This window comes from Knoellia sp. p5-6-4, assembly GCF_029222705.1.
GTDB lineage: Bacteria > Actinomycetota > Actinomycetes > Actinomycetales > Dermatophilaceae > Pedococcus_A.
Map to the genome: position 1 here is coordinate 2095525 of NZ_JARGZF010000001.1, position 23793 is coordinate 2119317.

General features: G+C 73.1%; 18 protein-coding genes and 1 tRNA gene. 9 read left to right on the plus strand and 10 right to left on the minus strand.

Annotated elements, in window-relative coordinates; translation table 11 throughout:
- Positions 1-74: 74 nt before the first annotated feature.
- From P2F65_RS10175 to P2F65_RS10185, 3 genes are all read right to left on the minus strand, one after another.
- Positions 75-503 (minus strand): OsmC family protein, encoded by a 429-nt coding sequence (locus tag P2F65_RS10175; protein ID WP_275806458.1) that lies wholly within the window; start codon positions 501-503, stop codon positions 75-77.
- 156 nt (positions 504-659) lie between these two features.
- Positions 660-1445, minus strand: a complete 786-nt coding sequence (locus tag P2F65_RS10180; RefSeq protein ID WP_275806460.1) for a hypothetical protein — start codon at positions 1443-1445, stop codon at positions 660-662.
- Positions 1438-2094, minus strand: coding sequence for an RNA polymerase sigma factor (locus tag P2F65_RS10185; RefSeq protein WP_275806462.1), 657 nt, complete (start codon positions 2092-2094; stop codon positions 1438-1440). The genes P2F65_RS10180 and P2F65_RS10185 overlap by 8 nt, the downstream gene beginning before the upstream one ends.
- A gap of 244 nt (positions 2095-2338) precedes the next feature.
- On the opposite strand from P2F65_RS10185, the gene P2F65_RS10190 reads away from it, so the two are divergent.
- Positions 2339-3304, plus strand: a complete 966-nt coding sequence (locus tag P2F65_RS10190; RefSeq protein WP_275806464.1) for a serine/threonine-protein kinase — start codon at positions 2339-2341, stop codon at positions 3302-3304.
- A 36-nt stretch (positions 3305-3340) separates the two neighbouring features.
- Here the strand turns inward: P2F65_RS10190 and P2F65_RS10195 are convergent, their stop codons facing one another.
- Positions 3341-3679 carry a transcription initiation protein gene (locus P2F65_RS10195; protein ID WP_275806466.1) on the minus strand — a complete coding sequence of 113 codons (339 nt, stop codon included), beginning with the start codon at positions 3677-3679 and terminating at the stop codon, positions 3341-3343.
- Between the two features lie 123 nt (positions 3680-3802).
- Positions 3803-3879, minus strand: a tRNA-Phe gene (locus tag P2F65_RS10200).
- A 214-nt stretch (positions 3880-4093) separates the two neighbouring features.
- Between P2F65_RS10200 and P2F65_RS10205 the strand changes: the two genes are divergently transcribed.
- The 6 genes from P2F65_RS10205 (at position 4094) to P2F65_RS10230 (ending at position 15694) form a co-directional block, all read left to right on the plus strand.
- On the plus strand, positions 4094-5920 hold the full coding sequence (locus P2F65_RS10205) for a glycoside hydrolase family 15 protein (protein WP_275806468.1): 1827 nt from the start codon (positions 4094-4096) through the stop codon (positions 5918-5920).
- Complete coding sequence (locus P2F65_RS10210) at positions 5917-7314, plus strand: FHA domain-containing protein (protein ID WP_275806470.1); 1398 nt, start codon at positions 5917-5919, stop codon at positions 7312-7314. The genes P2F65_RS10205 and P2F65_RS10210 overlap by 4 nt, the downstream gene beginning before the upstream one ends.
- The gene (locus P2F65_RS10215) at positions 7298-8101 is read left to right on the plus strand and encodes a protein kinase (RefSeq protein WP_275806472.1); all 804 of its coding nucleotides are present in this window, start codon (positions 7298-7300) and stop codon (positions 8099-8101) included. The genes P2F65_RS10210 and P2F65_RS10215 overlap by 17 nt, the downstream gene beginning before the upstream one ends.
- Entirely contained in the window at positions 8098-11715 is a 3618-nt protein-coding gene (locus P2F65_RS10220) for an ABC transporter transmembrane domain-containing protein (protein ID WP_275806474.1), read from the plus strand. The genes P2F65_RS10215 and P2F65_RS10220 overlap by 4 nt, the downstream gene beginning before the upstream one ends.
- Positions 11716-11876: 161 nt before the next feature.
- Positions 11877-13673, plus strand: a complete 1797-nt coding sequence (locus P2F65_RS10225) for a trypsin-like peptidase domain-containing protein (RefSeq protein ID WP_275806476.1) — start codon at positions 11877-11879, stop codon at positions 13671-13673.
- 17 nt (positions 13674-13690) lie between these two features.
- A complete protein-coding gene (locus P2F65_RS10230; protein WP_275806478.1) occupies positions 13691-15694 on the plus strand; it encodes a serine/threonine-protein kinase in 2004 nt (667 codons plus the stop codon).
- Here P2F65_RS10230 and P2F65_RS10235 read toward each other — a convergent pair whose 3' ends face one another.
- The 3 genes from P2F65_RS10235 to P2F65_RS10245 are packed head-to-tail and all read right to left on the minus strand — an operon-like array spanning position 15695 to position 18854.
- The gene (locus P2F65_RS10235) at positions 15695-17062 is read right to left on the minus strand and encodes a phosphotransferase (RefSeq protein ID WP_275806480.1); all 1368 of its coding nucleotides are present in this window, start codon (positions 17060-17062) and stop codon (positions 15695-15697) included.
- Positions 17059-17895 carry an ATP-grasp domain-containing protein gene (locus tag P2F65_RS10240; RefSeq protein WP_275806482.1) on the minus strand — a complete coding sequence of 279 codons (837 nt, stop codon included), beginning with the start codon at positions 17893-17895 and terminating at the stop codon, positions 17059-17061. The genes P2F65_RS10235 and P2F65_RS10240 overlap by 4 nt, the downstream gene beginning before the upstream one ends.
- Positions 17892-18854: a hypothetical protein gene (locus P2F65_RS10245; RefSeq protein WP_275806484.1), complete on the minus strand. Its 963-nt coding sequence runs from the start codon at positions 18852-18854 to the stop codon at positions 17892-17894. Before P2F65_RS10245 ends, P2F65_RS10240 begins: the two co-directional genes overlap by 4 nt.
- A 274-nt stretch (positions 18855-19128) precedes the next feature.
- Between P2F65_RS10245 and P2F65_RS10250 the strand changes: the two genes are divergently transcribed.
- Positions 19129-19932 carry a glycerophosphodiester phosphodiesterase gene (locus P2F65_RS10250; RefSeq protein WP_275806486.1) on the plus strand — a complete coding sequence of 268 codons (804 nt, stop codon included), beginning with the start codon at positions 19129-19131 and terminating at the stop codon, positions 19930-19932.
- A gap of 50 nt (positions 19933-19982) precedes the next feature.
- Positions 19983-20651: an FHA domain-containing protein gene (locus P2F65_RS10255; protein ID WP_275806488.1), complete on the plus strand. Its 669-nt coding sequence runs from the start codon at positions 19983-19985 to the stop codon at positions 20649-20651.
- Between the two features lie 44 nt (positions 20652-20695).
- On the opposite strand, the gene P2F65_RS10260 is transcribed toward P2F65_RS10255, so the two are convergent.
- Positions 20696-22231 carry a methylmalonyl-CoA mutase family protein gene (locus tag P2F65_RS10260; protein ID WP_275806490.1) on the minus strand — a complete coding sequence of 512 codons (1536 nt, stop codon included), beginning with the start codon at positions 22229-22231 and terminating at the stop codon, positions 20696-20698.
- Complete coding sequence (locus tag P2F65_RS10265) at positions 22228-23793, minus strand: AMP-binding protein (protein WP_275806492.1); 1566 nt, start codon at positions 23791-23793, stop codon at positions 22228-22230. The genes P2F65_RS10260 and P2F65_RS10265 overlap by 4 nt, the downstream gene beginning before the upstream one ends.

The window sequence follows — 23793 nt, forward strand, 5'->3', positions numbered from 1 at the left end:
CATCGGGGTGGTCGCTGCTGTCCACGCGGAAACAGCGACCGCCCGGACCTGGACAGGGTGCCTGTGGTCCGTGCCTACTCGGCGAGCTGCGCCTCGAGCGTGATCGGCACGGCCTTCAAGGCCTGGCTGACGGGGCAGCCGACCTTGGCACCCTCGGCGGCCTCCTGGAACTGCTCGGCCGTCAGGCCGGGCACGGCCCCGGTCACCTTCAGGACGATGCCCGTGATGCCGGTGCCGGGCTGGAAGGTCACCTCGGCGGTGGTGTCGAGCGAGGTGGGCGGGTTGCCCGCCTTGGCGAGGGCGCCCGAGAGCGCCATGTTGAAGCACGACGAGTGCGCAGCGGCGATGAGCTCCTCGGGACTGGTGCGCCCGTTCGGGTCCTCGGCCCGCGAGGCCCACGTCACGTCGAAGGCGCCCACCCCCGAGGACTCCATCGTGACCTTGCCGGCGCCCTCCATGAGGGAACCCTCCCAGTGGGCTGACGCGGTGCGGGTGGTTGCCATCCTGTGCTCCTTCAGCTCGACCAGACGTATGCCGCGGGCGGCCTCCCCAGCCTTGCCCCGCCGCAGCGGGTTGGCAACCCGGGGGACGCCACCGGGCCCCCGTCCGCAGGTGGACGGGGGCCCGGTGGGGCCGCAGCGGCCGGTGGCCGCATGGCGTCAGCGGCGTCCCTTGCCCTTGCCGCCCTTGTCGCCGCCGCGCGAGCCGGCGTCGTCACCCGCGTCGTCACCGGACTCGTCGTCCGACTCCTCGGCGTCCTCCTCGTCGTTGTCGCCGGCCTTCTCGCCGGCCCGGTGGTCGACCTCGCCGCCGCCGCGCACGTCGGCGTGCTCGTCGTCCGCCCCACGTCCGTCGTGGTGGTTGGCGTAGGCCCGCGGGTTCGGCGTCTTCGTGGACTCCTCCGACTCCTCCGACTCCTCGGACTCCTCGGACTCCTCGCTGTCCTCGGTCTCCGTGGGCTCGGCGGTCTCGGTGGGCTCCTCGGTCTCCGTGGGCTCGGAGGTCTCGGTGGGCTCCTCGGTCTCCGTGGGCTCCGCCGTCGTGGTCTCGGTGGCCTCGGTGGTCGTGCTCGTGGTCTCGCTCGGGTCGGCCTGGACGACGGCGGGGGCTGTCGGACTGCCGGTCGCGGCCATCGCTGCGGCGCCAACGGTGGCCAGGGCGAGGGCGGTGCCGGCCGCTGCGGCGGCCCGGCGGACCCGGGAGGCCTTGAGGTGGATCACCTTCATGAGGGAGTTCCTTGTCTGCTGGTGGTGGGGGGATGAGTCGGTCGTCTCAGGACCTGCGATGAAGGCCGCCAGGGCGGCGCTGGGTGCGGGTGGGTCGGCCCGGAGCAGGCTGCCCACCTCTCGCAGGGCCTCGGCTGCCGGGTCGTGGTGGTGCAGCCCGAACAGCAGCTCGGGCTGCAGGGTCGACCCGGTTCCGGGCGCCTCGCGGTTCTCAGACATGACGTGGCTTCCATCGCACGGGCACCCGCTCGGGATACGGGTGGCTCGCACCTTCTTCCGCGGGGCGCAGGTCCTGCGGCCCAGGACCGGTGCGCTCCTGTTCGACGCCCCGGCGCAGCCGTGCCAGGCCGCGGTGCTGGAGCGACTTCACCGTGCCGACGTCCCTGCCGAGCACCTCGGCGGTCTGCTGGAGCGAGAGGTCGCCGAGCACCCGCAGCGAGACGACCTGGCGCTGGTCGGGCGTGAGCAGGTCCAGCAGGGCGAGGGCCCGCCCGGTACCCAGCCGGTCCTCGGCGCAGTCCTCCGCCGACGCGCTGGTCCGGGCGTCGAGGTCCGGTTCGTACGACAGGTGCGGGCCACGGCACACCCGTCGCCGCACCCAGTCGACGTAGCGGCGGTGCGCGATGCGGAACAGCAGGCCCCGGAACTGCTCGGCGCCGCCGGTCACGGTGCCCACCGCGCGGAAGGCGGCGAGGAACACCTCGCTCGTGAGGTCGTCGGCGTCGTGGACGGCGTGGGCCCGGAAGTAGGCGGCGACGGCGGGCGAGAGGGCGGTCCAGAGTCGGCCGAAGGCCTCGCCGTCGCCCCGCGCGGCGGCCTGGACGAGGGCGTCGAGCCCGTCGCCGGCCGCGCTGTCAGCGCCATGCATCCGAAAAGGCCCTCCTCCCTGACCCTCACGACGGGGCAACGCCGAGGGTGGCAGGAATGGATTCGTTCGGGGTCGTTCTTGACTGTTTGCTGACGTTTGGAGCCCGGAATCCGCCGGCTGCCGCAGGAAACGGGTGCTGCGCGGACAGAGCGTCCGGCTGGCGCGCGGAGCCTTGCTTTACGCCGTAAACTCCCCCCGGGGCTTTCTGGCGTCACCCGATGCCGCGCCCGAAATGAGGGGCATCGTGGAAAGACTGCACGCCGGGTTCTTGCTCGGCCGCCGGTACCGCTTGGCCGAGCGCGTGGCGTCGGGGGGCATGGCCGACGTGTGGGCGGCGACCGACGAGGTGCTGCGCCGCCAGGTCGCCGTCAAGGTCATGCGCCCGGACCCCGGTCACGAGGAGCTGTTCGCGATCCGGTTCCGCGACGAGGCCGTCAACTCGGCCCGCCTGCTCCACGCGAACATCGCCACCATCTTCGACTACGGCGAGGAGGGCCACCTGGCCTTCCTCGTCATGGAGCTGGTGCAGGGCAGGCCCCTGTCGGCGGTCCTTCGCGACCGCGGTGCCCTGCCGCATGCGGAGGTCCGTTCCATCATGGGACAGGCGGCCCTGGCACTCGGTGTCGCCCACGAGGCCCAGGTGGTGCACCGCGACGTCAAGCCGCCCAACATCCTGATCCGCCCGGACGGCCTCGTGAAGCTGACCGACTTCGGTATCGCCCGAGCCTTGGACGCATCGGGACACACCCGGGCCGGGGAGATGCTCGGGACGCCGAACTACATCAGCCCGGAGCAGGCCATGGGTGAGCCGGCCACCGGCGCCAGCGACCTGTACGCCCTCGGGGTGGTGGCACACGAGATGCTCTGCGGCCGCCGACCCTTCGACCGCGGGACGCCCATCGCCACGGCGCTGAGCCACATCCGCGAGACCCCACCGGCCCTACCGGACGACGTCCCCGAGGACATCGCCCTCGTGGTGGAGGACTGCCTCGCCAAGGACCCCGGCCAGCGGCCGCCCAACGCGCGGGCCGTGGCGCTCCGCCTCGGCCTCGGTGACCACGAGATCATGGGCCTCGGCCTGGGGTTGGCGTGGTACGTCAACGAGGCGGCGCCGGCGGTCTCTCCGGCGACCCCTGCAGGGGGCCAGGCTGACGCGGCGGCCACCGCAGCCATGGCGGTCACGGCAGCCCTGGAGGCGCCCACCCCCTAGCCGCAGAGGTTCGGGCGCCGCGCCCGTGTGGGTGTCCTAGCTCTGCGGGTCGTACTGGAACTCCCGCAGCTCCTGCGCGCAGCGGCACGCGACGGCCATCTTCCGAGCCCATTCCTCGGCTGCCGCGCGGTCAGGGAGTTCGAGGATGGTGAACCCGCCCTTGATGTCGACGCCGGGGTAGGTGTCAGTGCTGACCGTCCCGTCGGCGGCGACCAGCACTGGACTCACCTCTTCCTTGATTCCGCCGCCGAACACGTAGACGCCGGCGGCCTTGGCCTCCTCGATGACGGCGCGGGCTTGGGCGGCGACGACCGGGAACTCCTCGGGCGTCAGCACCATCGCGTCGCTGGGGAAGGAGATGAGGTATTTGGTCATGTCTGGATCGTGCCCAGTTGCCGGGCTTCGAGGCAATGGATTAGCGGACACTGCCGGCGGGCACGCGGACGTGCCGGGAACACGAAACCGCAGGTCGTCCCCTGAACGACCTGCGGTTTCATGTGGTGGCCAGGGGCGGGGTCGAACCGCCGACCTTCCGATTTTCAGTCGGACGCTCGTACCAACTGAGCTACCTGGCCGTGACATGCACTCGCGACGGGCCTTGCCGGGGATCCGGGTCGGTCTGTCGCGACGGAAGGATCATAGCCCATCGGGGGGATGCCGCCGCACCCGTGCCGGCCCGCCGGTTGGGGACGCGGTCGCCCTGCGGAACATGGCCGTTCTCGGCGCTCGCATCCGGCGTTACCATCGCGGCAGTAGCGGGTTCGGGGTCGCAGGCGAAGGCGGCGCGGCATGGCTGCACGTGGGCGAGGCGCTGAGACGGCGGCCAGCCACGCCCCGATCGAGGACCACGGGATCATCGGCGACCTGCACACCGCGGCCCTGGTGTCGGTGACGGGTGACATCGACTGGCTGTGCCTGCCGCGCTTCGACTCGCCGTCGGTGTTCGCCGCGCTCCTGGACGGGGAGCGCGGTGGCCGGTTCAGCGTCCGGTGCCCCGGCGCGAGCCGCACCAAGCAGATGTACCTGCCGGACTCCAACATCCTGCTGACCCGGTTCCTCGGCGAGAGCTCGGTCGGCGAGGTGGTCGACTTCATGGTGCCGCGGGAGCGCGGCGGCCGAGGCCCCCTGCAGCTGGTGCGCATCGTGCGTGCCGTGCGGGGGCAGGTGCCGGTCGACATCCGCTGCGCCCCGGCCTTCGACTACGGCCGAGCCCGGACCGACGTCGACATCGTCGAGGGCTCGGGAGCGTTCTTCTCGTCGTCGGCCGGGCAGCTGGTGCTGCGGTCCACCGTGCCGCTGGAGGCCGAGGAGGGTGCCGCGGTGGGGCGACCGGTCCTGGCCGAGGGCGAGGCGCTGGCGCTCTCGCTGTCGCGCCAGGGCTCGACCCGGCCGCTCGACGTCGCCGAGGCCGAACAGCTCCTCAGCACCACCCTGGCCTACTGGCAGCAGTGGCTGCGACGCTCCCGGTATCGCGGCCGCTACCGGGAGATGGTGGAGCGCTCGGCCCTGGCCCTGAAGCTCCTGGTGCACCAGCCGACGGGCGCCCTCGTCGCCGCCCCGACGACCTCCCTGCCCGAGTCGGTCGGTGGCACCCGCAACTGGGACTACCGGTTCACGTGGGTCCGCGACGCCGCCTTCACGGTCTACGCCCTCATGCGGCTGGGTTTCTCGGAGGAGGCGGCAGCCTTCATGGACTGGCTGGAGGCCCGGTGCACGCAGGCGCCGGCGGGTCAGGGCCTGCAGATCCTCTACTGCCTCGACGGCAGCCCGGTGCCGGCCGAGCACTCCCTCGACCATCTGCGGGGGTACCGCGACTCGCGGCCCGTGCGCGTCGGCAACGGGGCGGCCGACCAGCTCCAGCTCGACATCTACGGCGAGCTGATGGACTCGGTCTACCTCTACGACCGCCACGCCGAACCGATCTCCTACCAGCTGTGGGAGGCGCTGGGGCGCCAGCTCGACTGGCTCGAGGAGCACTGGGAGAAGGCGGACCACGGCGTCTGGGAGGTCCGCGGGCCCATGCAGCGGTTCACGTACTCCACCGTCATGACGTGGGTGGCCTTCGAGCGAGGAGCCCGCATCGCCCAGCAGCGGGGCCTGCCGGCCCCGCTCGACCGGTGGCGCAGGACCGCTGACCGCGCCTACCTGCACGTGCAGCAGGGTGGCTGGAACGCCGAGCTCCGGGCCTATGTGCAGTACCCCGGCAGCTCCACCCTGGACGCGGCCGCCCTCGTGATGCCACTCGTGAAGTTCACGGGGCCGAGGGACCCCCGCTTCGTCAGCACGCTCGAGCGGATCGAGCGCGAGCTCGTCACCGACAGCCTGGTGCACCGGTACCGCACCGACGGGTCCGACGGCTTCACCGAGTCGGAGGGCACCTTCAACCTGTGCTCCTTCTGGTACGTCGAGGCGCTCACCCGGGCCGGTCGCGTCGAGCAGGCGCGCCACACGTTCGAGAAGATGCTCACCTACGCCAACCACGTGGGGCTCTACGCCGAGGAGATCGGCCCCTCCGGGGAGGCCCTCGGCAACTTCCCGCAGGCATTCACCCACCTCGCGCTCATCAGTGCGGCGGTCAACCTCGACCTGGCGCTCGACGCGGGGCTGCGGCCATGAGCTGGGGCCGGCTCGAGGTGCACGGGGGCAGCGGCCTGGTGCACCGGGGGCGCGACGTGCTGCTCGTGGTGCCCGAGGTCACCGTGCAGACCGCGCCGGCCACGGGCCGGCTTCTCGCCCTGTGCGTGCAGGTGCCCGACCCGACGGGGCGGCGGAGGGTCCGTGGGGTCGCCCGTCTCCTCACCGAGGCCGAGCCGGAGGACCTGCCCGGCTTCGCCCTGGCGCTCGAGACCGGCGACCACCTGACCGTGCTGGTGCACGGCGAGGCAACCGTGAAGGTCACCGGCCCGCAGGGGTTCTCGTTCGGGGCCGAGCGGTCGCTCGCCTGGGTCGAGCGCGTCGTGCCGCTCGACTTCGAGTCCCTCGCCGTCCACGGCGCCCGGGGCCCGACGCGCGACCTGCCGCCCGGCCTCCCCCTGGACCTGCTCGCGGGCACGGTGCCCGGTGGCGCGGCGACGCTGCACCGCACTGCCGGCGCCGCCGGCAGTGCCGATGGCGGCGCAGCGGGAACCGTGGAGTCGGCGAGCGGGGCCGACACCGCGAGCGCGGCGGTCGCTCGCGAAGCCGGGCGGGACGCCCAGGAGGCCGCTCGCGTGCTGGAGCGGCCGGCATACCTGCGTGCGCCGGGCACGAGGGTGCCCGCACCAGCCCCGGCGGACCACCCGACGCCACCGCCGGAGGACTCGCAGGGCCGAACCGTCCTCCGCCAGACGGTGCAGGTCAGGAGGGTGCGGCTCTCCGGGCCCGACCGCGTGCGGCCGTCGGTCCGACGCGGCCCGCTGCCGATCGCGGCCGCCGCGGACGAGGCACCGACCGTCGCGGTGGAGACCCCCGTGCTCGTGGAAGGGGTGCTCTGCGCCTCCGGCCACCTCAACGAGCCGCAGGCCGCGTCGTGCGGGCAGTGTGGGGGCCCGATCGAAGTCGGCAGCCCGCGGGTGACGCGGCCACGGCCCGCGCTGGGCGTCCTGGTCTCGGACGAGGGCGCCGTCTACACCGTGAACACCGACTACGTGATCGGACGGGAGCCGGAGCAGGTCCCGGACGTCAGGGCCGGCCGGGCCAGGCCGCTCGTGCTGCGCGACGCGGAGCACAGCACGTCGCGGGTGCATGCCCGACTGCACCTGTCCGGCTGGGACGTCCTCGTCGCCGACAGCGGCTCGGCCAACGGCACCCAGGTCAGCCGGAGCGGGTCGGCGGGGCCGTGGGAGTCGGTGTACCGGGAGCCGGGGACGCCGCTGCACCCCGGGGACCGGGTGCGGCTGGGCAAGCGGCAGCTGCTGTTCGACCGCGTCCAGCTCGCGCCCGCCAGGGTGCCCGCGCCGTCCGCAGGCCAGGCCGCCGGGCAGGCCGCCGGGCAGGGCGCCGGAGGGGGCTCCGGTGGACCGCGTCGGTGACTACGTCCTGTTGCGGGAGGTCGGCTCGGGCGTGCACGGCCGGGTCTTCCTGGCCCGGCCCCCGACCAGGTTGGGTCTCGACGACGGGCAGGTGGCGCTCAAGGTCCTGTCCGTCCCGGGGAGCGACAGCGGGTTCGCGGCGGTGGCCGAGGAGCTGAGCGCGTACGCTGACGTGGGCTCGCCCGGCCTGCTCGAGGTCCACGAGCTGGCCATGGACGCCGGGAGCGTCTTCTACGCCATGCGGTACGAACCGCAGGGCTCGCTCGCCGCCGCGCCCACCAGGCCGCGCGCAGAGCTGCGGCTCGCCGTGGCGCAGGCCGCGCGCGCTGCCCACGCCCTGCACGAGGCGGGCATCGTCCACCGGGCCGTGAAACCCGCCAACATCCTGCTGGGCCGAGCAGGTGCGGTGCTGGCCGAGCCCGCGCTGGCGCACCTGCTCTCGCGGGGCCAGCCGCTGACCGGCCTCGGGACCCGGGGGGACCAGCGCGACCTCGAGCTCCTCGACCCGCGGCTGATGCAGGGGGGCGAGCCCGGGCGGGCGAGCGACATCTGGTCCCTGGGGGTCACGCTGCACGTCGTGCTCACAGGGGGCGGCCTGTACCCGGCGCTGATGTCGGCCGACCCCATGGTCGCGGTGCGCATGTACCTGCGCAGCCAGCCCGAGCCGGATGCGGACCTCTCCGACGGCGAGCGCGCCGTCGTGGTCAGGGCGCTGCAGCCCCACCCGGCGGACCGCTACGAGACGGCGGCGGAGATGGCCGCCGACATCGAACGGTTGGCCGCATGAGGGCGAGCACGAAGCGGCGGGGCGACGCCAGGCGCACGCTGGCGATGTTCCGCCAGTACTCCGGCGGACGCAGGGCAGGGTTCCTGCCCTCCGTCCTGCTCATGGCGGTCGAGGCAGGTACGGCAATCCTCGTGCCGGTCGTCATCGGGGCCTTCTTCACCTACCTCGAGAAGGGCACCCTGTGGAGGCCCTTGAACCTGGAGGTGCCGAAGGACATCGCCATCCCCGTCTTCGCGGGGTCCCTCATCGCCTTCACGGCACTGAACAGCCTCTCGGACGCCGCCTCCGAGATCAGGCTCGCCGAGGCCGGGCGCACCCTGGGCTACCACCTGCGCCGGGCCCTCTTCTCGCACCTGCAGAAGCTGTCGCTCGCCTTCCACCTGCGCCGGAGCACGGGTGACGTCCTCACCCGCATCACCGGCGACGTGCAGGCGGTGGAGGAGTTCGTCACCGACTCGTTCAAGGACCTCGTGGGCAGCGTGATGCTGCTCGCCGGCACCTTGGCCTACCTCTTCTACCAGTCGCCGCGAATCGCCCTGCTGGCCATGGTGATCGTGCCGCTGCTCTCCAGCGTCTCCGCCTTCTTCGCCCGTCGCATCAAGGCCTCGTCGAAGGAGATGCGCGCCCGTGAGGGCGACCTGGCCACGACGGCCCAGGAGATGCTCACCACCATCAGCGTGGTCCAGACCTACGGCCGGGCCGGTCACGAGCAGGAGAAGTTCGACCGGGAGAGCCGCTCGGCGATGGGCGCCATCTTGCGGACGGCCCGGCTCGAGGCGCTGTTCGGGCTCACCGTGAGCGTGCTGGAGGCGACGATCATCGCCCTCCTCGTGCTCGTCGGTGGAGGCCTGGTCGAGTCGGACCGGCTGCCGGCCGGGGTGCTCGTCGCCTTCGTCATGCTGATCCAGAACATGTTCAAGCCCACCCGCCGGATCATCAAGCAGTGGAACAGGGTCGCCAAGGTCTATGCGAGCGTCGAGCGGATCGACGAGCTGCTCGCCCGGGAGCCGGGGGTCCAGGACGCGCCGGACGCCCGGGAGGCGCCACCCCTGTCAGGTGCGATCGAGTTCCGCGACGTCAGCTTCGCCTATCAGCAGCAGGGCGCCGGCGACCTCGACGGCGAGCCGCAGCGCCTCACGCTGCAGTCGGTCAGCTTCACCCTCGAAGCCGGCGAGGTCGTGGCACTGGTGGGGCACAGCGGCGCAGGCAAGAGCACGATCGCGCAGCTGGTGCCCCGGCTGTACGACCCCCAGTCCGGAGCGGTGCTCATCGACGGGCACGACATCCGCACGTTCACCGTCGACTCGCTGCGCGCCCAGATCAGCATGGTGCTGCAGGAGACGATCCTGTTGCGCGGCACCGTGTCCGAGAACATCGCGTACGGGCGGGAGGGCGCCACGCGTGAGGAGGTGGAGCGCGCCGCGCGTCGCGCGCACGCCCACGACTTCATCACCGCTTTGCCCCAGGGCTACGACACCGTGCTCGGCGAACGGGCAGCCACCCTCTCCGGCGGCCAGCGGCAGCGGCTGGCGATCGCGAGGGCCTTCATCCGGGACACCCCGATCCTCGTCCTCGACGAGCCCACGACCGGCCTCGACGCGGTGGCCTCCGCGTCGGTCGCCAGCGCCCTGCAGTCGCTCCTGGAGGGCCGTTCCGCAGTGATCGTCTCGCACGACCTCAACCTGATCCGCAACGTCGACCGGGTGCTGATCCTCTCGGGTGGGCGGATCCTCGAGGAGGGCACCCCGGCCGACCTGCTCGAGCGCGGCGGTCTGTATGCCGAGCTGTACGCCAGCCAGTTCGGCGAGGCCGTGGCGGAGGCGGTCGGGGCCGGCGGGGAGCCTGAGCCCGCCCAGAACCAGTACCTGCGCTCCGCCCTCCAGCCCGCAGGTCCCCGTGCGGAGGAAGCGCTCGAGCCCGACCTGGTCCTGGAGCGGGCGTCGGCCCCGCGCGGCACGGGCCTGGAGGCCTGGCCCGCGGGTGACAGCGCCGCTGACGGCGAGGTCGAGGCGGACACGACGTTCGAGACCGTGCTCCACGACGCCATCCCGCTGCCGGCGTCCGCGCAGGAGTTCCGCCGGCTCCGCGGCTGGGTCGCGGCAGGCGCGGGCCCGGGGCCCGCCCGCGCAGACCTCGATGCCGGCCGGTCTCCCGAGCTCGCCCGCGCCCTTCCCGGGCTGGGTGACGCACTCGCCCCGACGGCCGTGGCCGACCACCTCCAGCGCATGCTCGATCCCGAGTGGGACCTCGAGGCCTGCCACGTCGACAAGGTACTCATCGCCGTCGAGGAGGGCACCAGGCTCCGGTACCGCCTGCACCTGCGGGACCGGCACAGCGGGGAGGTCGCCGAGCACTTCGTCGCCGGCCGCCTCTTCCCGGACACCGACCGGGCAGAGCGGTATGCCGCGGGGCTGGCCGCCGTCGCCCGCCCTGGAACGGGTGAGCCGGTGTTCGCCGCACCGGTGCACACCGTCGAGGGCCTGCACCTGGTGCTGCACGCCTTCCCGCTGGACCCCAACCTGCCGGGGCTGGCCGAGGCGGTCGACCCGGCGCGGATGGGTGCACTGCTCGAGCCGGTGCTGCCGAGCGCGCTGCGCGGGCTCGAGCTCGAGGCCTGCCGGCCGGAGGTCGTGAAGTACGCCGTGGGCGACCACGCCGTCGTGCGGTACGAGCTGCTGTGGCGGGTCTCGCCCAGCCGTCGGACCGTGCGCCAGGTCGTCTACGGGAAGGTCTTCCCCGACGACCGTGGCGAGCACCTCGAGTCGACCCTGGCCTTCCTGCTCGAGCGACTCCGGGGCGGGGCCGCCTCCCCGGCGACCTTCCTGCTTCCGCGTTTCCTGACCTACCTGCCCCAGCTCCGGCTGGTCGTCACGGAGGCGCTTCCAGGCACGCCCCAGGTGCAGGACCTGGTCCGTGCTTGGGTGGCCGGCGGGGGCCGGAGCGAGGAAGGCGCCGTGCGGGGCCAGGTGACCGCCGAGGGGGCGCTGGGCACCTGTGCCGGGATCGCCGCCAGCCTGCACCTGCCGGTCCGGGACTCCCTCGTGCTCCCGGGGTCGGCGCTCCCCGGCGGGCGGGTGCGCACGCTGGGGTCCGAGGTCGAGCGGGTGCGGGCCTGCGTCGAGTCGCTCAGCCGCTACACACCGGACCTGGCGGCCGCCCTGCGCGACCGGTTGGACTCCGTGGCGCACGCGGCGGAGCGCGAGCCCCTGCCGCTGCTCGTCGCCCACGGCGACTTCACCCCCAAGGAGGTCCTCCTCGACGGGCCCATCAGCGCAGTCTTCGACCTGGACAGCGCGACCGCGGCGGAACCGGCCCTCGACCTTGGCCACTTCGCCGCCCACCTCGCGCTCGTGGTCGCCCGGGCGTCCGCCGGCACCGCCCAGCCCCAGCCCGCCCGCGGCGCGGTGCTGCAGCGCCTGTTCCTCAGCGAGTACCTGCGCCTGCGCCCGGACCTCGACCCGGACGCGGTGCTGGACAGGGTCGCGGCCTACCGGGTGCTCGCGCTGCTCGAGGTCGCCGTGCGCAGCTGGCACCAGCTGAAACCGGAGCGGCTGGCGGTGGCGATGTCGCTGCTCGAGAGGTCGCAGGGGGTCCGTCATCGGACGTACACCTAGGGGTCGAAGGTGCACGCCCTGCAACCGTTGACACGCTCGACTCGGCGGTTCTTCCATGGAGGGTGGACGGGGTGGCGCCTGAGCAGGCCCCGCCACTTGGCCGTGCGGAGCGAGCAATGTCTGTTCACCGGAGAAGTCGCAGTCTTCCGCTAGCCGCAGCCGTGACGTTGGCGGTCCTCGTGGGCAGCGCCTCGGCCGGCCTGGCGCACACCCACCCGACCCCGATCGAGCGTGCAGCGCCAGCCGTGGTGTTCGTGGAGGCGCGCGCCAAGGTCGAGGTGGCCCTGATCGAGCACCGCACGAGCCCCGATGCGGCGGGTGTCCACATCGGCGTCGCCCAGACCACGTGGAACCCGGTGCTCGCCACGGCCAGCGGCTTCGTGGTGGACCCCAACGGCGCCATCGTCACGACCGGGGCCGTCGTCAAGCCTGACCTGGAGCGGGCCAAGGTCTACGCGGTCAACCAGGCGTTCTCCAAGCACTACGGCCAACAGTCGCTGGCGGCCGACCCCTTCGCGCGCCACGACATCGGGCCGGCCAGCGACCGCAACCAGCAGCGGCTCCAGGGGTGCTACCCGCCGCACCGGATCAACGACGCGGGCGGCTGCATCGTCAAGGCCACCCTCGACATGGTCGTCTACCCCTACGTGAGCTCGCAGCAGCGGTACGGGAACCTGCGCGCCGAGGTGCTGAGCGGGAGCAAGGACGTCGCCGTCCTGCGGGTGCGCGGGGCCAACGGCTGGCCGACCGTGCGGGTGGCCCAGTCCGCAGCCGGTGCGAGCGCCCTCGGTGTGCTCGGCTTCACCGGGGTGCCGAGCGCGAAGTACCCCCTGCGGGAGGTCAACCAGCACCTGGCCAAGCCCGGGGCCGCGGAGCTGAAGACCGAGGAGCTGACGGCTGACGACGTCAAGGATGCCGCGACCCTCAAGCAGGCCCTGGGCGAGGGCCTCGCAGGAGGGCCGGTGGTGGCCGAGAGCGGCCAGGTGGTGGGCCTGATGACCGGGCCGCCCCGGGCCGGCGCCGCCGCCCCGGACCTCGTCGGGGTCAGTGCGATCCTCCCCGTGCTGAAGGCGGCAGGGGTGTCCCCGCACGCCGCCGGTACGGTGGACACGACGTACGAGAAGGCGATGCACTTCTTCAAGAACAGCGAGTACTCGCGGGCCATCCCCTTCTTCAGGGAGACCCTCGAGGCGTTCCCCGGGCACTACGGCGCTCGTGCCAACCTCGCGATCTCCGAGCAGTACCTGAAGGTCGGCGGTGGGCAGGGCGCTTCGGGGTCCGGCACCGTGGCGGACGACCCCGCGGCGGCGGCCACCTTCCCCTGGCTGCTGGTCGCAGGTGTCGCGCTCGCCACCCTCGTCCTCGCCGTGGTCGCGCTGCTGCTGGCACGCCGTCGCCGTTCCCGGGCCAGCAGGAACGAAGCGGCTGCGGCCGCACCGACCGCCTCCCGTGATCCGGTGGCTGTGGGTGTCGCGCACGCCCCGTCCTCACGGGGCTCGTCAGCGGCCACCTCGTCGCGGGCCGGGCCCGCCCCCGCGGCGCCTTCGCGCGCGGGTGCCGCGCCGGCCAGATCCGGTTCCGCCGCAGCCCGGCCGGCCACGCCGGGCCCGAGAACCGGTGGCGGACGCGAGCCGTCGGTGCACCCGGGAGCCGGCCCCGCGACGGGTCAGCGTCGGGCCGATGCCGCCGCGTCCCACCCCGACCACCAGGGTGTGCCCGCGGCGGCCGCCCGCTCCGGCCCTGCCCAGCCGAGCCGACCCGTCGACAGGGGGCCGCAGGCTTCCGTGGCGCCGAGGCCGCCCCAGGTGTCGGCAGCCGCCGCGGGGACACCGGCCCCGACCGGCCAGGCGTCCGCCTCCCCGAGCACCGTCAGCGGCCAGCGGTTCTGCACCTCCTGCGGCGGCCGCCTGGCGTCCCAGCACCAGTTCTGCGGGTGGTGTGGTGAGCCGGTCAGCTGACCAGGAGAGGGGGCACCGTGGCGGAGATCGATCCCGGCACTGAGATCGCCGGCTACCGCATCGAGTCCGTGATCGGCCGCGGTGGCATGGCGGTCGTGTACCGGGCCGAGGACACCCGGCTCGGTCGCAAGGTCGCCCTGAAGCTGCTCACGCCGGCGCTCGCCGAGAACGAGCAGTTCCAGCAGCGGTTCATCCGGGAGTCCCGCCTGGCCGCCTCGCTGGACCACCCCAACATCGTGCCGATCTACGAGGCGGGCGAGTCCGACGGCCACCTGTTCATCGCCATGCGGTACGTGCCGGGCAGTGACCTCAAGGCCCTGCTCAACCGGGAGGGCGCGCTGCCCTCGGCACGGATCCTGCGCCTGTTCGTCCAGATCGGTGACGCGCTCGACGCCGCCCACGTGCTCGGCCTGGTCCACCGCGACGTCAAGCCGGGGAACATCCTCATCACCTCGGTCGCCGAGCGCTCCGGACACGCCCACCCCGACCACGTCTACCTCACCGACTTCGGGCTGACCAAGCGGACCACCTCGTTGTCGGGCTCGCTGACCGGCACCGGGCACTTCCTCGGCACGGTCGACTACGTCTCCCCGGAGCAGATCCAGGGGGCGCCCGTGGGACCGAGCACGGACATCTACGCGCTGGGCTGCGTGCTCTACGAGTGCCTCACCGGACGGCTGCCGTTCAGCCGCGACGACGACGCGGCGGTGCTGTGGGCCCACCTGGTGGAGATGCCGCCACCGGTGTCAGCGGTTCGCCCCGAGCTGCCTGCGGCGGTCGACGAGGTCGTCGCGAAGGCGGTGGCCAAGGCCCCGGAGGACCGGTACGACTCCTGTCGGGACCTCGTCCGCGACCTCGAGTACGCCCTGGGCCCCAGCATGGACCTGCCTGCGGCGAGCCACGCCGGGGGCCGACAGGGCGCCCGGCACGGCCGCTCGGTCTACCCGCTCGAGGACCGACCTGGCGCCGGCGACCCGACGGGCACCGGCCCGGAGGCGGCAGCGGCGCCCCTGCCCGGTGCACAGTCCGCCCAGGCCCCGGAGGAGTCCGGCGAGACGGTGCGGTGGGTGTCCCACCCGTCGCTGCCCCCCGGGGCCATCGCGCCGCCCCGGTGGGGCGGGGGTGAGCCCACCGAAGGTGAGGGGGACGAGGACGTGCTGGCAGCGGCATACGGGGTGGCCGGCGAGCGGGCCGGGGAGGACCAGGCTGAGGAAGCCGCCGGGTACCCGCCCGAGGAGTACGAAGCCGCGGGGTACGAGGACCAGGCTGACGAGGGCGAGGAGTACGGGCCCGAGGACCAGGAGTACGGCGCCGAGGGCTACGAGGGCGAACCGGGCGGGGACCGGCAGGAGGCAGAGGACGCCGAGGCCGGTCCGGCGGCGCCACCGGCCGGTGGAGGTCGGCGGCGGAAGCTGGTCGTGGTGGGGGTGGCGCTGGCGGTCGTGGCGCTGCTGGCCGTGGGAGCGTTCCTGTGGCTCGGCAGGGAGGAGTCCCTCGTCCGCTTCGCCAACCGCGACGCCATCATCCCGTTCAGCCTGAACCGCCCCGAGAGCTGGACGGCCCGCGCCGGCGCGGCCGCCGACGTCGTGCTGTCGCCGAGGCCGGACGAGGCCGGCGACGCCTTCCTCGAGACGACCGACCGGTGGGCTGCTCCCCGCGAGCTCCTCGCGACCTCACCGGGGGACGCGACGGGCGTGTACGCCTACACCCAGGCCTCGGGGTCGGACACCTCGATCGACGGGCTGAAGAACACCATCCAGGCGCTGCTCGGACAGGACGTCAAGGTCGACTTCGCGGCCACGCACCGCCAGCTGCGCGTGGGGGGACAGGACGGGCACGAGTTCGAGGGGGTCGTCTCCGATCCGCAGGCGACGGGCACCCGGCTGTCCGCGCGGTTCGACGTCGTCCTGCCCGAGACCGGTGGGCTGGTGCTGCTGACCTTCTTCACCGCACCCGACGACTTCGACTCCCGCAGCGACCTCTTCACCACGATCCGCGACAGCGTCACCTTCGACGGCTGATCAGTGTCCGGCGGCGGCGACGCACCGGCGCATCTCGTCGAGCAGGGCCCGCACCTCACCCGGGCGCGGGCTGTGCAGACGGTTCGCGCGACGCGCGGCGACCTTCAGGAGCAGGGCCGCCTCGTAGAGGTGGGAGCGGCGCTCGATGCCGGCGCGAACCCCCGCCGTGACCCCGCGGTCGGCGAGGTGGGCGTCGTACGCCCGGAGGAAGGTGGCTGCCGCCTCCTCGAACCACCGGCGGGTGCCCTCCCGGTGGTACCAGAGGCTCGGCGGCCTCAGGTAGGCCAGGAAGTAGCCCACGTCCAAGGCGGCGTCGGCGTGGCAGAACTGGTCGAAGTCAACGACGAAGACCGCGCCCTCGCGGAACAGCAGCTGGCTCGGCTTGTAGGACCCGTGGGAGGGGACGAGCTGCTCGCACGGCTCCTGCTCCAGGGCCTCGCCCAGGGCGTGGGCCACGAGCGCTGCCTGTTCGGCGGTCTCGGGCACGTGGCGACCCAGCGTCGCGGCTCGCTTGGCGGCCTTGCCGGCCTCCTGGCCGCCGGTGCGGGCGGGCGCGGGTGGCAGGGACGTCGAGCTCGTGTGCAGCTCGGCGAGCGCGCGGGCGGCGCGCTCGAGGGCCTCCACCGGCTGGTGCCGGCCGAACCGGATGACCTCCGTGCCCGCGAGGGTGGGGGTGCTGCTCCGGGCGTCGCCGAGGTCCTCGGCCAGCACGAGGGGCAGGGGCTCGGCGACGCCGAGCGGTCGTGGCGCCCAGGGCTGCTCGCCCTGCAGGTCCCACAGCCGCACCATCAGCTCGTGGGCCTCCCTGGCCTGCTCCACGTCACCGTAGAGCTTGCCGACCACTGACGTCTGTGCCCTCCCTTCACCGGTGCCGTCGAAGTGGAGGTCGTAGCGGATGACGCACCGGTCTCCTGGCTTGTAGCGCAGCGCGGACGCCTCGACCGAGCGCAGGCTGCCGGGGCAGGCCGCCTCCAGCGCTCGCCACAGGGCCCCGCCCTCGGTCGGGGTCATGGCCAGCGCCAGGTGGTGCAGCTTGCCGTCGTGCGGGAACCGCTCGATGGTCACCCCGAGCGCCGGCACCTCGTAAAGGTCGGCGCCCCCGCCCTCCACGCCCGCCCAGCGGCCCGCGCCGAGGTCCACGGTCCCGGTCGGCACGGCGGCCATCGCGGTCTCGTCGACCGACACGGTGTACATCTCCCGCCCCCGTCCGGGCGAGCCGTAGACGGCCACCATCCCTCGCTGCGGCTTGCGCCTCAGGTAGGTCAGCGGGGGCCGGGCGGCAGGGCCGTCGAAGGCGCGCAGGGCGTCGTCGAGCACGGCGGCCAGTCCCGTGGGGCTCGGCCAGGTGGTCGGGTCGAGGGTGGTCATCGGGTCACCAGTCCTTCGGTGGTGTGGGTCTCCAGCAGGCGGAGCAGGGAGAGCGCCGGGTCGTGGGCGCCGCGGAAGCCGGGAAAGGCGTTGACGTCGATGACCACGGGGCCCCCCGCGGTGATCAACAGGTCGACGCCGAAGAGGCTCAGCCCGAGGGCCGCTCCGGCGGCCATGGCGACCCGCCTCCACTCGTCCGGGATCTCGTCGGCGGCCAGGGCGACGTCGGAGCTCTTGTCGCACACCTCCAGGGCGCCCGGCCGCCGCGCGGCCGAAAGGTCGTCGCCGATGACCCAGACCTTGATGTCGAAGCCGTCGTTCTCGACGAACTGCTGGGCGATGACGGGCTCGTCGCCCCACTCGGGCACGAGCTCGAGCAGGCCGCGCAGGTCGTGCACCAGCGTCACCAGGTCGCCGCGCGAGCTGGTGCGGCTCTTGACCACCAGCGGCCAGGGCAGGAACTGCCGGGTCAGGGCGTCCCTGGCCATCAGGGACAGGGTGGGGAACGACCAGGTCCGAGGGGCTGGCACCTCGGCCAGGTCCAGCATCGTCGCCATGGCCCAGCGGTCGAGGGCGGCGGAGGTGGCTCCCGGGCTGTTGAGCACGACCGCCCCGGACCACTGCGCGCTGTAGCCGATGGCCCGCGCCTGGGGCGAGCGGGACTTCAGGAGGTAGACGTCGGCGGGGCCGTCCGAGGGCCAGGGGTCCCGGCGCTGGTCGGCGGCTGTGCCGGCCGGGTTCCACACGCTCACGTCGTGGTGCTCGGCAAGGGTGTCCATGACCGATGCCAGCACCGGGTTCGGGCGGGCGTCGGCGAGCAGGCAGATCTTCATGCCGAGACCTCCAGGGCGAGGGCGGAGCGGGTGGTGGGAAGGGAGGCGGAGGCGGTGGCGGCGGCAGCCGCGCGGTGCGCGAGCCGCAGCACGGTCCGGGCCAGGCGGCGCGCGACGTCGGGGACCCCGCCGAAGCTGGGGAAGTCGTTGACGTCGAGCACGACCCAGCCCCGGGGGGTCTCGACCACGTCGACCCCGAAGATGTCGAGGCCGAAGACGCGGCCGACGGCCGTGGCGATGGAGCGCAGCTCCGGCGTCACCGGGATGAGCTGCTCGAGCACGTCCTCGCCCGGGTGCAGCGGTGAGCGCTTCACAGCGGCGAAGACCTCGTCACCGGTGCTGTAGAGCTTCACGTCGTAGCCGGGGTTGGGCAGGTACGGCTGCGCCAGCAGGAAGCCGGTGTCGTCGAGGTCGAGGCGCTCGAGCTCCTCGGGGCTGTCCACCCGGTGGATCTGCTCGCAGGAGCTGCCGTTGTTGGGCTTGACGACCAGCGGGTACTGCTCGCGCGGCACCTGGGCCAGCACGCTGGCGCGCGAGGCGAAGAACGTGGTGGGGAACGGGATCCCGGCCGCCTGGGCTCGGCTCGCGGCGACAGCCTTGTCGCGTGCCAGCCGGATCGCCCGGTAGTCGTTCACGGTGGCCAGTCCTGCAGCGCCCACAGATTCGAGGATGCTGAGGCCGGGACCGGAGGACACCGTCTTCAGGACGTACGCGTCGTACGACTTCCCGACGAGGGCGGAGATGTCGGTGAGGGTCGAGTGCGGACGGAGGATGTCCACCTCGTGGCCCCACGCGCTGAGCGCGTCGGCGACCACCGCCGGCATGCGGTCGTTCTCGTACTTCTCCTCGACGATGAAGCACAGCCGGGTCGGGCGGGTGAGCGCCGGACCTGCAACGGTCTGCATCACCGTGGAGATCGAGCTCCGCGTCCTCGTGCCGTGCCTGCCGGGACCTGACATGCGACTCACCTGTTCCTCGTTCCGCCGCCGGCGACCTGCCGACTGGTTCGAGAGTGCTCCGGCGCAGGGGCCCGAGGTAGGCACCCCAGGGCTGGCCCGGGTGCGCCGAGGGTGTGTCCCTTCGACACCTTGGTGGCCCCCGCCACCAAGGGGGGTGGTCGGCGCCACCTGCGAGGGGGGCAGCCCACCCCTGCGGTGGCTACCGGCGCAGGGTGCGGTCCGGGAACGTCGGTGGGACGAGGCCGCAGCCTCCCGCCACAGAAGGGTCCCTGCCATGAGCACACGCACCACGGTCACGCTGTCCGTGCCGCGCCAACGGCGGGTCCTCGTGCTCGGCCACCGCGGGTCCGCAGGTCCGCAGCGCGCCGAGAACTCCGTGAAGGCCGTTGAGACCTCGCTGTCCCGCGGCGCCGACGGTGTCGAGGTCGACGTGCGGTTGAGCGCCGACGGCGTGCTCGTCTGCACGCACGACTCCGTGCTGCAGACTGGTGGCGGCGACCGCCTGCAGGTGGCGGCGCACACCTGGGGCGAGCTGCACCGGGCCGCGTCCAGGGCCGGTGACCGGCTGGCCAACCTCGAGCAGGTGCTCGCTGCCGCCGGGCGGTGTGGCCCCTGCCAGGTGGTGGTGGAGGCCAAGCCCGCCGCCGACCACGCCTCGGCCCGCTCGACGGTGCGGGCGGTGCAGGCTGCGCTCGCAGAGGCTCCGGAGGGCATCGGCGTCACCGTCTCGTCCTTCGACTGGCGACTGCTCGCCATGCTTCGCGGCTCGGACGACACGGTGCGCACCGCTGTGCTGGGGGGTTCCCGCGCCCCCGCCCTCACGGCCCTGCGCCACGCGCTCGACGCCGGACACCAGGAGGTGCACCTGAGCCTGGCCGCGATCCGGCTGGCCCCCGACGTCGTGCGGCTCGCCCGCCGGCTCGGTGTCGCGGTGACGGCCTGGACCGTGAACGGCCGCGAGGACCTGCACTGGGCCGCGGCGCGGGGGGTCGACGCCGTCATCACCGACGACGTCGCCCTGGCCCGCAGCGCTCTGCGTGCCGCGGACAGCGCCCCGCTCGAAGTGGTCGCATCGTGACCCGGGGCATGGACCACGCCGTATCGTGGGGGGATGGAGCGTGGTCGGTGATGACCGGTCCGGAACCACGCGCCGTGCCCGGAGACGGCGCGGCGCCCGCCGATGCGTGGGCGCGGGGCTCCTCCCTCTTCTACCGCGACGGCGAGGGCTCGCTGCACGTGGTCGCGCTGGAGTCCCTGACGACGGTCACGATCGGGAGGGGCTCAGGGTGCGACCTGCGGCTCCCGTGGGACGAGAGGGTCTCCCGCCTGCACGCCCAGCTCGACCGGGTCGGGACGAGCTGGACGGTCGTCGACGACGGTCTGTCGCGCAACGGCACCTTCCTCAACGGCGAGCGGGTCAGCGGCCGCCGGCGCCTGCACGACGGCGACACCCTGGTGCTGGGTGAGACGTCGATCAGCTTCCGGGACGTGCGGGGCGGGACCTCGCAGCTGACCACGGTTCAGGACGAGGTGATGACGGTGTCGTCGCTGTCGCCGACGCAGCGCCAGATCCTCGTCGCGCTCTGCCGCCCCTACAAGCAGGAGACCCCGTACGCGACCCCCGCCTCCAACCTGCAGATCGCCGCCGAGGTGTTCCTCAGCGTCGACGCCGTCAAGACCCACCTGCGCACGCTGTTCCAGAAGTTCCACATCGAGGACCTGCCGCAGAACCAGAAGCGGGCCAAGCTCGTCGAACGGGCGTTCGCACTCGGGCTGGTGTCGCGCCGCGACCTGTAGGCCGCTCGTCCCGGGGTTCGTCCCTGCGCTCGTTCGTGCCCGTCTCAGAAGGCGGAGCTCGGCACCCAGGGCCCGTGGGCCTCACGCAGCACGTCGACGATCTCGCCGATGGTGGCATACGCCTTGACCGCCTCGACGGTGGCGGGCATGATCGAGCGGCCCTCGGCCACGTCCGCGCGCAGCCTCCCGAGGGCCTCCTCGACCGCGGCGCCGTCGCGACGCGCCCGCACCTCCTGCACCGCCTTCACCTGCTCGGCCTCCGACGCCGGATCGATGCGGAACACCTCGAGGGGCTCGGCCTGCGCCGGGAAGCGGTTCACGCCGACGACCACCCGCTCGCCGGACTCGACCGCGAGGGTGTGCCGGTATGCCGCGTCGCTGAGCTCGCGGGCGAACTCGCCGGACTCGATGCACGCCAGCGCGCCGCCGCGCTCCTCGATGTGCTCGAGGAGCCGCCAGATCGAGGACTCGAGCTCGTCGGTGAGCTGCTCCACGGCATACGAACCCGCCAGGGGGTCCACGGTGGTGGTGAGGCCGGTCTCGAAGGCGACCACCTGCTGGGTGCGCAGCGCCAGCGTGGCGGCCGACTCGGTGGGCACGCCGAGCGCCTCGTCGTAGGCGGAGACGTGCATCGTCTGCACGCCGGCCAGGGCGGCTGCGGTCGCCTCCACCGAGGCGCGCACGACGTTGTTGAGCGGCTGCTGCGCCGTGAGCGACGAGCCGGCGGTAAAGGCGAAGATCCGCAGCTGGTGGCTGCGCGGGTCCCGGGCGCCGTAGTGGTCGCGCATCAGCCGGGCCCACACGCGACGGGCCGCGCGGAACTTGGCGACCTCCTGAAGCACGTCGGTGGTGATCGCGAGGAAGGTGAACAGCGTCGGCGCCACCGCGTCGACGGACACCCCGCGGCGCACGCACTCGTCGAGGTAGGCGCGCGCGTTGGCAAAGGTGAACGCGATCTCCTGCGTGGCCGAGGCCCCCGACTCGCGGATGTGGTAACCGCTCATGGCCAGGGGCGTCCAGTTGGGGACGTGCTCGGCGCAGTACTCGATGCAGTCGACGGCGAGGCGCAGCGACGGCTCGGGCGGGAAGATCTGCGTGCCGCGGGCGATGAACTCCTTGAGCACGTCGTTCTGGATGAACAGCCCGAACTCGTTGGGGGAGACCTCGCGCTTCTCGGCCAGGGCGATGAAGAGCGCCGCCCAGACGTAGCCGATCGAGTTAGCGGTGGTGCGGACCTGGCTGATCTTCTCGAGGGGGATGCCGTCCATGAGGACCTCGATGTCGGCGAGGCTGTCGATGGCCACGCCCACCCGTCCCACCTCGCCGGCCGCGCGCGGGTCGTCGCTGTCGATGCCCATCTGGGTCGGCAGGTCCATCGCCACCGAGAACCCCGTGACGCCGGCATCCAGCAGGCGGCGGAACCTCTCGTTGGACTCGCGGGGAGTGCCGAAGCCGGCGTACTGCCCCATGATCCACGGCTTGGGCTCGGCGGAAACCCCTCGGGTGTAGGGGAACTCGCCCGGGTGCTCGGCGTCCTCCGGGGCGTAGTCGGCGCGCAGGCGCGGGTCCTCGCCCTTCATCGCGCCGCCTCCACGATGCTGTGGCCGCCCGCCGCGCTCTCCGCGTCGAGCTGCTCGCGCAGCACCTTCTTGGCGATCTTGCCGGTGGAGTTGAGCGGGAACTCGCGCACCACCCGCACCTCCTTGGGCTTCTTGTAGGACGCCATCCGCTCGCGGCAGTGCGCCATCACCGTGTCGGGGTCGACGGTCGCGCCCGGCCGAGCGGTCACGAGCGCGACGACCCGCTGCCCCCAGTCCTGGTCGGCCACGCCGACGACCGCGACCTCGGCCACGGACGGCACCTCGGCGATGACCTCCTCGACCTCGCGGGGGTAGATGTTGTAGCCGCCGCTGATGATCATGTCGCCCTTGCGGTCGACGAGCCACAGGTGGCCGTCGGCGCTCATCCGGCCGAGGTCCCCGGTGTGGAGCCAGCCGTCGACGACCGACTTCGACAGGTCGGTGCGCTGCTCGGCGTTCCAGTAGCCGGCCATGACGTGGTCGCCGCGGGTGACGACCTCGCCGGTCTCGCCGGGTGGAACCTCGCGGCCGTCCTCGTCGACGACGGCGATCTCGACACCGAGGGCGGGGCGGCCGGCGGAGGTCAGCAGCTCGGTCTCACCGGCGAGCCCGCGCGCGTGGTCGGCGGCGTCGAGCACTGTCACGGGCGGGATCGCCTCGACGAGGCCGTAGTACTGCACCAGGTGGGGGGTGAGCCGCTCGTGGGCCTGCCGCATCTGCTCCGGCGGCATCGGCGCGCCGGCATACCCGAGCATCTTCAGGCCACGCAGGGCGTCGCGGTCCGCGCCGGAGGCGAGCAGCCGCGCCACCATGGTGGGCACGAGCGCCGTGTGCGTGGCGCCGCGCTCGCGGACCGCGGCGACGAACTCCTCCGGGTCCCAGGCCGGCTGGATGACCTGCCGGGCTCCCGCCACGAGGAAGGGGAGGACGAAGAGTCCAGACGTGTGCGTGATCGGGCCGGCGTGCACGTAGCAGTCGTCGACGCCGGGCGGCCCCCCCAGCACGTCGTGGGTCATGTTGACCACCGAGGCCATCCAGTTGCGGTGGGTGCGCTGGGCGCCCTTGGGGTGTCCGGTGGTGCCGGACGAGTAGTGCAGACCGCACAGGGCGTCCGGCTCCCGGGCGGGGATGCGGCCCGACGGCGCCTCGGCGATGAGCTTCTCGAGCGACAGCCCAGGGCCGTCTCCGGTGCACACGACGACGTCGATGTCGTCGCGAAGGGCCTCGGTCTGCTCCTCGAAGGCCGGGTCGTAGACGAGGCCGCGGGCCCCGGAGTCGGCGGCGATGCGCTCCCAGTCGCTGGGGTGCAGGCGGTGGTTGAGGGCGGCGCGGACCAGCCCGGCCGCGCGGATGGCCAGGTCGGTCTCGAGGTAGGCCGTGGAGTTGCGTTGCAGGTCGAGCACCCGGTCGCCGGGGCGCAGCCCCTGCGCGAGAAGGCCGCCCGCGATGCGGGTGACCCGGTCGCCGAGCTCGGCGAAGGTGCGGTCGGCGTCCGGACCCTCCACCGCGACCCGGTCGCCGAAGCGCTGCGCCGCGCGCGTGACGAGTGTGCCGATGTCCAT

Bases quoted from the DNA above. Each gene is read 5' to 3' on its own strand.
- P2F65_RS10175 (WP_275806458.1), bottom strand. From the start codon at position 503: ATGGCAACCACCCGCACCGCGTCAGCCCACTGGGAGGGTTCCCTCATG.
- P2F65_RS10195 (WP_275806466.1), bottom strand. From the start codon at position 3,679: ATGACCAAATACCTCATCTCCTTCCCCAGCGACGCGATGGTGCTGACG.
- P2F65_RS10265 (WP_275806492.1), bottom strand. From the start codon at position 23,793: ATGGACATCGGCACACTCGTCACGCGCGCGGCGCAGCGCTTCGGCGAC.
- P2F65_RS10245 (WP_275806484.1), bottom strand. From the start codon at position 18,854: ATGTCAGGTCCCGGCAGGCACGGCACGAGGACGCGGAGCTCGATCTCC.
- P2F65_RS10185 (WP_275806462.1), bottom strand. From the start codon at position 2,094: ATGCATGGCGCTGACAGCGCGGCCGGCGACGGGCTCGACGCCCTCGTC.
- P2F65_RS10210 (WP_275806470.1), top strand. From the start codon at position 5,917: ATGAGCTGGGGCCGGCTCGAGGTGCACGGGGGCAGCGGCCTGGTGCAC.
- P2F65_RS10250 (WP_275806486.1), top strand. From the start codon at position 19,129: ATGAGCACACGCACCACGGTCACGCTGTCCGTGCCGCGCCAACGGCGG.
- P2F65_RS10220 (WP_275806474.1), top strand. From the start codon at position 8,098: ATGAGGGCGAGCACGAAGCGGCGGGGCGACGCCAGGCGCACGCTGGCG.
- P2F65_RS10180 (WP_275806460.1), bottom strand. From the start codon at position 1,445: ATGTCTGAGAACCGCGAGGCGCCCGGAACCGGGTCGACCCTGCAGCCC.
- P2F65_RS10260 (WP_275806490.1), bottom strand. From the start codon at position 22,231: ATGAAGGGCGAGGACCCGCGCCTGCGCGCCGACTACGCCCCGGAGGAC.
- P2F65_RS10240 (WP_275806482.1), bottom strand. From the start codon at position 17,895: ATGAAGATCTGCCTGCTCGCCGACGCCCGCCCGAACCCGGTGCTGGCA.
- P2F65_RS10205 (WP_275806468.1), top strand. From the start codon at position 4,094: ATGGCTGCACGTGGGCGAGGCGCTGAGACGGCGGCCAGCCACGCCCCG.
- P2F65_RS10255 (WP_275806488.1), top strand. From the start codon at position 19,983: ATGACCGGTCCGGAACCACGCGCCGTGCCCGGAGACGGCGCGGCGCCC.
- P2F65_RS10235 (WP_275806480.1), bottom strand. From the start codon at position 17,062: ATGACCACCCTCGACCCGACCACCTGGCCGAGCCCCACGGGACTGGCC.